The following is an 8,682-nucleotide window of genomic DNA, read 5'->3' as shown; positions in this document are numbered from 1 at the left end:
GCCGCGTCATCGTCGACCTGCTGGCCGGCGACGACCGGCGGGCCGTCGAGGTCCCCGCCGCCCTCGTCGCCAACCACGGCCCCTTCACCTGGGGCCCCACCGCCCGCAAGTCCCTCGAACACGCCATCATCTGCGAGGCGGTCGCCGACATCGCCATCCAGACCCTCGCCCTGGCCCCCACCGCCCCACCACCCCCGCACCTCCTGGCCCGCCACTACACCCGCAAACACGGCCCCGACGCCTACTACGGCAACCCCGAGGCGGTGGCTTCGATGTGACGAGCGTCCCTCTGACCGGTCCCGGTCGGCCGACTGCGGCCGACGGGGACCGCGTCCACGGCGTACCGCGGCACCGACGGCCATCGCACCGTGAGCACCACCGACTCCTCCTCTGCGAACCAGGATTGGTCGCCCCCCCGGCCCCACACCACGGAGTCACGCTGCTTGCCCAGGACCACGCTGCGGCCGAGAGAGTCCAGCCGGATGCCCGCTCACCAGGACCAGAAGAGTCGTCCATACTTCGTTCTTCGCCCAATTTGCCCGCTCGTCATGACGCGGGTGCACGCCGTGGGTCTCACCCACATCGCTGAACTCCGAAAGGGGCAGGATGTGTTGGTCTCGGCGGCGGGCGGCGGTGTGGGCACGGCCATCGGGCGGCTCGCCCGGCTGATGGGCGCTGGTCGGCAGCACGGGCCGGGCGGCGAAGGCCGCCTACCTGACCAAACACCTGGGCTACGACCAGGTCTTCGACTGCCATTCGGGCCCGGTGGCCGAGCTGCTCGCCGAGGTGGCGCCCGACGGAATCGGCCTCTACATGGACAATGTCGGTGGCGAGCACCTCTGAGCGGCGGTCTCCTCGCTCCGTGAGTACGGACGGATCGTACGGATCTGCACGATCGCCCAGTACAACAGCATCGGTCCTCCCTACGCACTGCACAACCTTCCTGACATTGTCGAGAAGAGCCTGCTCATGGAGGGTTTCTTGGTTCGCAACTACCGTGATGTTCAGGAGGAGTTGTGCGAGTTCGTCGTGCCGCACCTGCAGAGCGGGCGTGTTGTGCTCGATGAGACCGTGGTCGATGGCTTCGGCGGCATCGTGGACGGGTTCCTCGGGATACTGCGAGGCGAGCACCTGAGCAAGATCATCGTGCGGGCGGCCAGAGCGGACGTCTGACGGATCGGTGTCGTAGGCGGTTGGCGAGGACGTTCACTGACACGAAGTGGCGACAGTGCGGGCACTGTTTCATGAGCCGTCGCCCATCAAATACCCAGCCGGGCGGCCGTCTACCTGCGCCGCACCCGCAGGGTCTCCATGCCGGATAGGCAAGGGCAAGGTGGCCGTCCCGTACCAAACCGTCCGCTTCCGTCCTGTGCCCCAACTCGCCAAGGCCCTCGGTGCGCCGACTCCCGCTGTGCGCAAGCCGGGATCGGCATGGACCGAACTGCCCGGGCCCGTGCCCGCCAGTGCCGAACCGGTCGGAGGCGTCCGCCTTGGCTGCGCCTGCGCCTCGACCGTCCGGCAGTTCCTGGACCCACAGCTCGACTTGCTCGGCGAGAACGAGGTCACCCGGGTCTTCTCGGGGAAGATCTCCACCCGTGCCACCAAGCGCCCCGAACCGGAGGCCACCGTGGAGATCGCCGGGGAGATCCGCTCCTCCGGTATTGCCGTCACGCTTGTCGTGAACGAGCACAAGCGGCTCTGCCGCAGCGTCGAACTCGCCATGCTTGTCGAGGAGCTGAAAGCGAGTGACGCCGGCCCGGAGGCCGTCACCGGAGAGCTAAAGAGCTCGCGCGACCGGTCCGGCATGGAGCGCGAGCACATCCGCGACCGAACCTTCTAAGCCTGCGAGCGCGTGCGTAAGCACGGCCAGACCATCGGCGGCGCCGGGGACACCGACGACGGCATGCTGGACATGGCCCTGCACCTGCGCGACCAGGGGATGAGCCTGCGCGAAATCGCCAAGCGCCTCGTCATCGCCACCGGCGCGGAGAAGGGGCACCCCCGCCCGCCACCGTCATGAGGATGCTGCGCGAGCACGACCAGCAGACGATCCAAACGTTCAAGATCATCCCGCTGCCCCGTTGCTACGTATCTCGGTGCACCCCCTGACCTATGGTTCAGCCCTTACGTCGTTCTTTCGGTGAGAACTCCTGGGACTCCGTGTGGTCGGATCAGGGCCGTTGGGGTCCGCGTAGGGGGAGTGTCCGGCTGTAGACGACGCTGGTGGTCGTACTGCCGAGGCCGGCCAACTCGTCCACGAGTGTCTCCAAGTGCTCCATCGAGGTCGCGGCCACCTTCAGCGTGTAGCAGTCGTCGCCGGTGGTGCGCAGGCACTCCAGGATCTCGCGGCGCTCTGCGAGGAGGTGGCGGAGCGGCTGGTGACGGTTGCCCGGATACTTCAGGCGGACGACGGCGAGCACGGGGTAGCCCACCTTGGCCAGGTCCACGGTGGCGTGATAGCCGGTGATGACGCCCAGCGACTCCAGATTCCGGACTCGCTCTGTGGTGGCTGACGGGCTGAGGCTGACGCGACGCCCCAGTTCGCTGAGGGAGATCCGGGCCTCCTGCTGGAGCTCCTCGATGATCGCCCAGTCGATGTCGTCGAGGTTCACGGTCATGAGGTGATATTACCGGGAGATTCATGGTGGACAATGGGGATCACCGGGAAGATTCGGTTCCCATGGCGCGATCGCCGGAATAGCCTCTGGGCATGCAACTTGGCGTCAACGTACCCAACTTCGGGCCTGGGACCGACCCCGGCGTGCTGCGTGCGTGGGCGCGGGTCGTGTCCGGGCTGGGGTTCGACCTGTTGATGGTGTCGGACCATGTGGCCGTCACCCCGGATGTGGCGGAGCGGTATCCGGAGCGGTTCTACGACCCGTTCACGACCCTGTCCTGGCTGGCCGGCTTCAGCGATGGCGGGCTGCGGCTGGGCACGACCGTACTCGTGCTGCCCTACCGGCACCCGCTGCTGGTGGCGCGGATGGCGAGCAATCTTCAGGAGTTCAGCGGCGGGCAGTTCGTCCTCGGGGTGGGGGTCGGGTGGGCGCGGCAGGAATTCGACGCGCTCGGCGTGCCGTTCGGCGCGCGGGGGCGGCTGACCGACGAGTACCTGGGTGTGGTGCGGGAGGCATGGCGGGCAGAAGACGCAGCCGCTCCCGCGGTGTGGGTCGGCGGGCACAGCGCGGCGGCGGTCCGGCGGGCGGTCAGGTTCGGCGATGCCTGGCATCCGCTGCGACTTCCGGTGGCACGGATGCGGTCGGTCCTCGCGGACAACGCGTTGCCGGGCTTCGCGCCGCGGATCGCACTGCGGCAGACCGACGCTCCGGTCCGGGAGGCTGAACGGCCGGCCGGCGTCGGGGATCTGGAGCAGATCGTGAGTGATCTGGCGGAACTCCGTGCGCTCGGCGCCGAGACCGTGGTGCTCGACCCATATCACGGGGACCCGGCTCAGACCCGCCGTCCCGAGGCCGCGTGGCGGATGCTCGCGGCAGTGACCGAACAGTGGAGGACAGGGCAGTGATCACATCTGCTGACGAGGCGCTGCTGCGGCGCGCCATCAGTATCGCGGCGCACGCGGTGGAGCTGGGCGACGCGCCGTACGGTTCACTGCTGGCCGGGCCGGACGGGGCGATCCTCGCCGAGGCCCACAACACAGTCCAGCGGGACAATGACATCACGGCCCATCCCGAGCTGAAGCTGGCCCGGTGGGCGGCCCGCGAGCTGGACGCCGACACAGCGGCCGGCACCACCATGTACACCAGCTGCCAGCCGTGCGGCATGTGCGGTGGCGGCATCGTCCGCTCTGGTATCGGCCGGGTCGTCTACGCGCTCTCCACCGAGCAGCTCGTCGAGCTCAATCCCTCGGGCGACTGGCCGACCGTGCTACACGACGGCCCGGCCCTGTTCGACGAGGGACGCGTCCCCATCGACGCCTACTACCCTCCGAGCTGACGGCATCCGGCGTCGTGGCCGACGTACATGTATGTGGCGGTCGCGGCTGACCACGAAGGCGACTGGCTGTGACCTACGGAGGTAGGCCCAGGCTTAACCACGCCCGACTTGGTGGGCGTAGAACTTGTGGCAATCACAGGCTCTGGTGGGCTGCCGTCCGGCCGAGGTCAGATGAGCTCGGCCGGACGACTAGGGGTTAGTTCACCGTCATCCGTACTGGCAGTTCCGGATACACGTACGGTGTGTCGGTCGTGACCCCGTAGGCGGCGGTGTACGTGCCGGTGCGGCTGGTGGCCGCGGTGTGGGCATCGAGGCGGATGGTGATGGTGAGGTGCTCGCCAGGGGCAAGCTTGCGGGTGGTGTGGTTGGCGCGGAGCCAGGGGACGTCGGCCGTCGGCATGCAGCTGTCCAGGCGTGGGAGTTGCTCGACGACCGGTTGGGCATCGTAGACGGAGGTGGCACCACCGACATGGAAGAAGCCGCAGGCGCCGCCGCCCCGGTAGAGGGCGTTGGCGGAGTCGGGCAGGGCGGACCAGTCGCGGGTGGCCGGGTCGTAGGCGTATCCGCCGGTGATGCGACCGCTCAGAATGTCGCTCGCGCCACCGGAGACGAGGAACCGGCCGTCTGCGGCGGTGTATGTAGCGGCCCACAGGTCGTACGGCAGGTCGGTGATCGGCGTCCAGGTGGTGGTCGCGGGATCGTAGGAGTATGCGTGCCGGGTGCCGCCTTCCGGGGTCTCGCCGCCTGCGCAGTACAGGAGGCCGGAGACGGCGCCGCAGCCGAGCCAGGAGACGGGCTCAGGGTAAGGAGTCGAGGAGGTCCAGGTCCCGGCGGCCGGGTCGTAGACCTGGACGTCGGTGCTGCCGCAGCGCGTCGCGCACCCTCCGACCAGATACCACTTGCCATCCAGCGTCGCCGAGGCGCGCGCCGCGAGCCCGGCGGGGTTGGCGGCGGCGGTGGACCAGGAGTGCTGCTGCGGGTCGTAGATCTCGGTCGTGGTGGTGGGATTGCCGGTTTCGTCCCAGCCGCCGGTGACATACAGTCTGCCGTTCAGGAAGGCGGCTTGCGGGGCTTCGCGGGGTCCGGCCGGGTCGGCGGGGAGGGCGGTCCAGGCGGAGGTGGCGGGGTCGTAGACGGAGCCGTTGGGCAGGAGCGACATGCCGTCGATGCCGCCGACCGAGTAGACGCGGCCGTCCGGGCCGGTGGCGACAGCGTTGTCCATGACGGGGGTCGGGTAGTCGGTGAGCGTGGTCCAGGCCGGGGCGGCGGGTGCCGTCACGGCCGTGGGCCTCGTCCTGCTCTCTTTCTGCGGCTTCGCCGCCGTCAGTGGCAGGGGGCTGAAGTCGCCGGGTGCGTAATGCGGCGGGGTGTCTGCGGCGGTCGCCGTCGGGATGTCGCCGGAGCGCTCGGCGAGCCGGACGGTCAGCGGGGCCGAGCCGGTGTTCTTCAGTGTGATTAGGGCGGTGCCGGTGTGGCCCTGTCGCAGTGTGGCGGTGACCGGGGCTCCGGTGACGGAGAGCTGTCCGGCGCGCAGTTTCGTGTCGAAGCGGGTCGTACGGCCGTCCTCGACGGTTGCCTTGTGTGTCGCCGTCGCGTAGTGGTCGGCGGTCACTTTGAAGCTCTTCCTGCTGGTCTTTTTGTCGCCTTTCGGGGCGAACAGGACGTACGAGCCGTCGGCTGCCGTGGTCGCGGTGGCCGTCCCCGTGCCGCGGACTGCGACGCCACTAATCGACGCTCCTGTGTTTCGGTCGGTCACCGTCCCGTGCAGCAGACCACCCCGGACGGGGGTGCAGGTTGAGCCGGCGAAGGTGACGTCGTCTACCTGCCAGTAGTAGTCGTCGTCTCCCCGGTAGCGGAACCGTACTTGGACGGCGGGATGTCCGGCGGCGTCCGGGAGGGCGACGGTCTGGGGGCCCGGTCCGGTGCGGGCGGTGTCACGGTGCCAGACCGTCGACCAAGTGGTGCCGCCGTCTGTGCTGAGGTCGACGTCGGCCTGGGACGAGTCGCCGGGGGTTGAGAACGGCTTGTAGAAGGTGTCGAAGCGGACCAGAGGCGTCGTCCGGCCGGTCAGGTTGAGGACCGGTGAGATGAGCGAGGTGTCCTGCCGGCCGGTGTGGAAGTCGGAGTCGGCGATGGCGAAGCCGCCCGCGCCGCCGGTGAGGTTGCCCCGCCCGGCCGGGTCGTTGAACTGCCAGGTGGCGCCGGTGCTGTTGCCGGTGACGCTCCAGCCAGCGGGAGTGATGCCGGAAGAGTTGAAGGTCTCGGTGGGACTACTGAAGGTCTGCCGGTAGCCGGGTGCCGTGCAGACGGCGGCGTCGACGGGGACGCTGACGTCCTTGTGGGTCGCCCCGGTGCCGGTCGTCAGGTCGGCGGACGTCACCTGGTAGCCGGCGTAGACGGGGTCGACCTGGAGACTGAAGGTGCTGGCTGCGGGCAGCTTGAGGGTGTAGCGGCCGGTGTCCGGATCGGTGTACGTCCGGGTGGCGGGCTCCCCTTCGACCTGGATGCCCGCGTAGAGGGGCCAGCCGTGCCCGGAGCCGTCCCGGATCCGCCCGGTCACGGTGACCAGAGGCTGGAGGGTGAGGGTGAAGTCCCGCTCCGCGGTCTTCCCGTCGCCGATCTCGACGCCGGCCGAAGTGGCGCTGCCATAGCCGAACATGGCGGCGGTCACGTTGTAGGTACCGGCCGGGATCGTCATGTCGTACGTGCCGTCGGTGCCAGTCGTCGTGGCGTCGGCGCCTGCGGTGATCCGGACGCCGGCGAGTCCGGTGCCGGTGTCGGGGTCGGTCACTCTGCCGGTCAGCTCGCCGTACGGGCCGGTGGTGAAGGCGGCGGTGCCGTTCGGGGTGCCGAGGCCGGTCGGGCCGTCGTAGCCCCTCACCGCAGTGCAGAGGTAGGTGGTGGCGCAGGTGCCGTTGGTACCGCCGGCCACGTCGTTCAGGGCGGCGGTGTGGGCATACGGGTAGGCGTTGGGGTAATTCTTCGGTCCCGGGGCGCCAGCGAGGGCGTAGGTCGCGGCGATGATCGGGGCAGAGGCACTGGTGCCGCCGAACACGCCCCAGCCACCGTCCTGGTAGGTGTTGTAGACACTGACCCCGGTGGCCGGGTCGGCGACCGCCGACACGTCCGCGAGAGTGCGGCCCGCGCAGCCGCGGTCGGTCTGGAAGGACGGCTTGGCCTGGTAGACGGAGCAGCCGCTGCCCGCACCGGTCCAGGCGGACTCGCGCCAGCCGCGGGCTGTCGAGCCGTCACGGAACAGTGAGGTGCCACCGACGGCCGTGACGTAGGGCAGCGAGGCCGGGTAACTGACGCCGTAGCCCAGGTCCCCGGTACTGAAGGTGATGGCCACGCCGGGGTGCTTGTAGTACGCCGCGCTGCCGGGCACGTCGCCGATCGCGCTCTCACTCGCACCCCAGCTGTTCGACACGTACGAGGCGCCGAGTGCCACCGCGGTGTTCTCCGCCGCGCCGAGGCTGTCGATGGCCGGGTCGTCGGCCTCGACGAGCAGGATGGAGCACTGCGGGCAGACCGCACTGACCATGTCGAGGTCCAGGGCGATCTCGCCGGCCCAACCTCCGTCGGGCTCGGGGTAGGTGGTGCCGCCGTGCTGGTCGGTCTTGCGGAAGCAGCCGTTCGCGGTGGTGCACGGCGGAAGGCCGAACTGCGAGCGGTAGACCGCGAGGTCGGTTTCGGCGTTGGGGTTGTCGTAGGCGTCGACGATGGCCACGGTGGTCCCGGCTCCGGCCGCGTCGGACGGCAGGCCGTACGCGCCTTGCAGGTCGGTGGGGCTCAGCCCAGCCGGGGTGAGAAGGGGCTGAAGGCCGCGGGCAGAAGCCACGTTCTCACGGGCGACCGCGAAGCAGGCCGCCTCGTCGGCTTTGGTGGGTCTCGCGCACAGGTGGCGGGTACGCACGGTGCTCGGGGCATCCTGGACCGTCACGGTGTTTTGGGCTGACGCTTGAGCTGTGGTGGCAGGCGGCAAGACGACGGTGAGCGCTAGCAGGGTGCCCAGGAGAGTCAACAAGGCAACTGGGCGGCCACCGGCAGGTTCGGCGGATCTCGGCTTTCGGAGTCTTCGGACGTGGCTCAATATGATCATTCGTGAACTCACATACGTGTGTGGGGGGTAGGCGGAACGGCCCAACCTGAGACTAGGTCATGTACGTGTCAGGAATGTGAAAATGGATGCCCCTGTTCCGTCGGGCAGGGAACTGGATCGCGCGAGAGGCCAGGCGATTCGGGAGCGCCGTTCGCAAAGGCGGCTCTGCCCGTCAAACTGCGTCGCGCAGAGCCCGGTGCCGGCCGTGTGCCTGTAGCCGCGTCGAGCCATGCCGCCGCATGCGGGACTGCGTACGCTCACTCAGCCTTTTCAGCTCGGCCATCGATCGGGTGACGCGGGTGGTGTGCGCAACGCACGAGGCTCCTGTGCCGTTGGGGGAGGTGTTCGAAGTCTCAACCCACAGGCACAGGAGCCGCGTTGGTTCCGTATCCTGCCGCACTCGACCTGTCGCACGCACTCGTGGAGTGGGTCGCCATGCTGATCGTCACCCGTGAAGGTGACCGGCGCTGCAAGTTCCGTCCATCCCAGCGCGCGATGGTGGCACTGGTGTACCTGCGCGAACACACCACCCTGGCGAAGGTCGCTGCCGGGTTCGGGATCAGCGAGTCCACCGCCCACGCCTACACCAGTGCGGTCGTCGACCTGCTCGCCGAACGAGCACCGGGTCT

At 69.0% G+C, this 8,682-nt stretch carries 8 protein-coding genes and 2 pseudogenes; 7 read left to right on the top strand and 3 right to left on the bottom strand.

The features are described 5' to 3' along the window. On the top strand, positions 1-278 hold a 278-nt coding region (locus tag ACIQPR_RS48955; protein WP_403664311.1), incomplete at its 5' end, for a class II aldolase/adducin family protein. Here the strand turns inward: ACIQPR_RS48955 and ACIQPR_RS48950 are convergent. Then, positions 245-584 (bottom strand): annotated as a pseudogene (locus tag ACIQPR_RS48950) (hypothetical protein); the annotation flags it as partial. The gene ACIQPR_RS48955 and the pseudogene ACIQPR_RS48950 overlap by 34 nt on opposite strands. On the opposite strand from ACIQPR_RS48950, the pseudogene ACIQPR_RS48945 reads away from it, so the two are divergent. From ACIQPR_RS48945 to ACIQPR_RS48935, 3 genes and pseudogenes are all read left to right on the top strand, one after another. After that, positions 567-1,173: pseudogene (locus ACIQPR_RS48945) on the top strand (zinc-binding dehydrogenase); the annotation flags it as partial. The pseudogenes ACIQPR_RS48950 and ACIQPR_RS48945 sit on opposite strands and share 18 nt — an antisense overlap. 160 nt (positions 1,174-1,333) lie before the next feature. Continuing rightward, positions 1,334-1,840, top strand: coding sequence for a hypothetical protein (locus ACIQPR_RS48940; RefSeq protein WP_403664308.1), 507 nt, complete (start codon positions 1,334-1,336; stop codon positions 1,838-1,840). 12 nt (positions 1,841-1,852) lie between these two features. Then, positions 1,853-2,020: a hypothetical protein gene (locus ACIQPR_RS48935; protein WP_403664305.1), complete on the top strand. Its 168-nt coding sequence runs from the start codon at positions 1,853-1,855 to the stop codon at positions 2,018-2,020. Between the two features lie 151 nt (positions 2,021-2,171). Here the strand turns inward: ACIQPR_RS48935 and ACIQPR_RS48930 are convergent, their stop codons facing one another. Continuing rightward, positions 2,172-2,618 (bottom strand): Lrp/AsnC family transcriptional regulator, encoded by a 447-nt coding sequence (locus tag ACIQPR_RS48930; protein WP_403664302.1) that lies wholly within the window; start codon positions 2,616-2,618, stop codon positions 2,172-2,174. A gap of 92 nt (positions 2,619-2,710) precedes the next feature. On the opposite strand from ACIQPR_RS48930, the gene ACIQPR_RS48925 reads away from it, so the two are divergent. Both ACIQPR_RS48925 and ACIQPR_RS48920 read left to right on the top strand, forming a co-directional pair. Then, the gene (locus ACIQPR_RS48925) at positions 2,711-3,523 is read left to right on the top strand and encodes an LLM class flavin-dependent oxidoreductase (RefSeq protein WP_403664299.1); all 813 of its coding nucleotides are present in this window, start codon (positions 2,711-2,713) and stop codon (positions 3,521-3,523) included. Then, positions 3,520-3,954, top strand: a complete 435-nt coding sequence (locus ACIQPR_RS48920; RefSeq protein WP_403664296.1) for a nucleoside deaminase — start codon at positions 3,520-3,522, stop codon at positions 3,952-3,954. Before ACIQPR_RS48925 ends, ACIQPR_RS48920 begins: the two co-directional genes overlap by 4 nt. A 196-nt stretch (positions 3,955-4,150) precedes the next feature. Here ACIQPR_RS48920 and ACIQPR_RS48915 read toward each other — a convergent pair whose 3' ends face one another. Further along, positions 4,151-7,867: a carboxypeptidase regulatory-like domain-containing protein gene (locus ACIQPR_RS48915; RefSeq protein WP_403664293.1), complete on the bottom strand. Its 3,717-nt coding sequence runs from the start codon at positions 7,865-7,867 to the stop codon at positions 4,151-4,153. Positions 7,868-8,431: 564 nt separating this feature from the next. On the opposite strand from ACIQPR_RS48915, the gene ACIQPR_RS48910 reads away from it, so the two are divergent. Next, positions 8,432-8,682 (top strand): transposase family protein (locus ACIQPR_RS48910; protein ID WP_403664290.1); only part of this gene is annotated, 251 nt, incomplete at its 3' end.

The organism is Streptomyces sp. NPDC091280, from assembly GCF_044768565.1.
Lineage (GTDB): Bacteria > Actinomycetota > Actinomycetes > Streptomycetales > Streptomycetaceae > Streptomyces.
This window is presented reverse-complemented; position numbering and strand designations above follow the sequence as displayed.

Bases quoted from the DNA above. Each gene is read 5' to 3' on its own strand.
- ACIQPR_RS48925 (WP_403664299.1), top strand. From the start codon at position 2,711: ATGCAACTTGGCGTCAACGTACCCAACTTCGGGCCTGGGACCGACCCC.
- ACIQPR_RS48930 (WP_403664302.1), bottom strand. From the start codon at position 2,618: ATGACCGTGAACCTCGACGACATCGACTGGGCGATCATCGAGGAGCTC.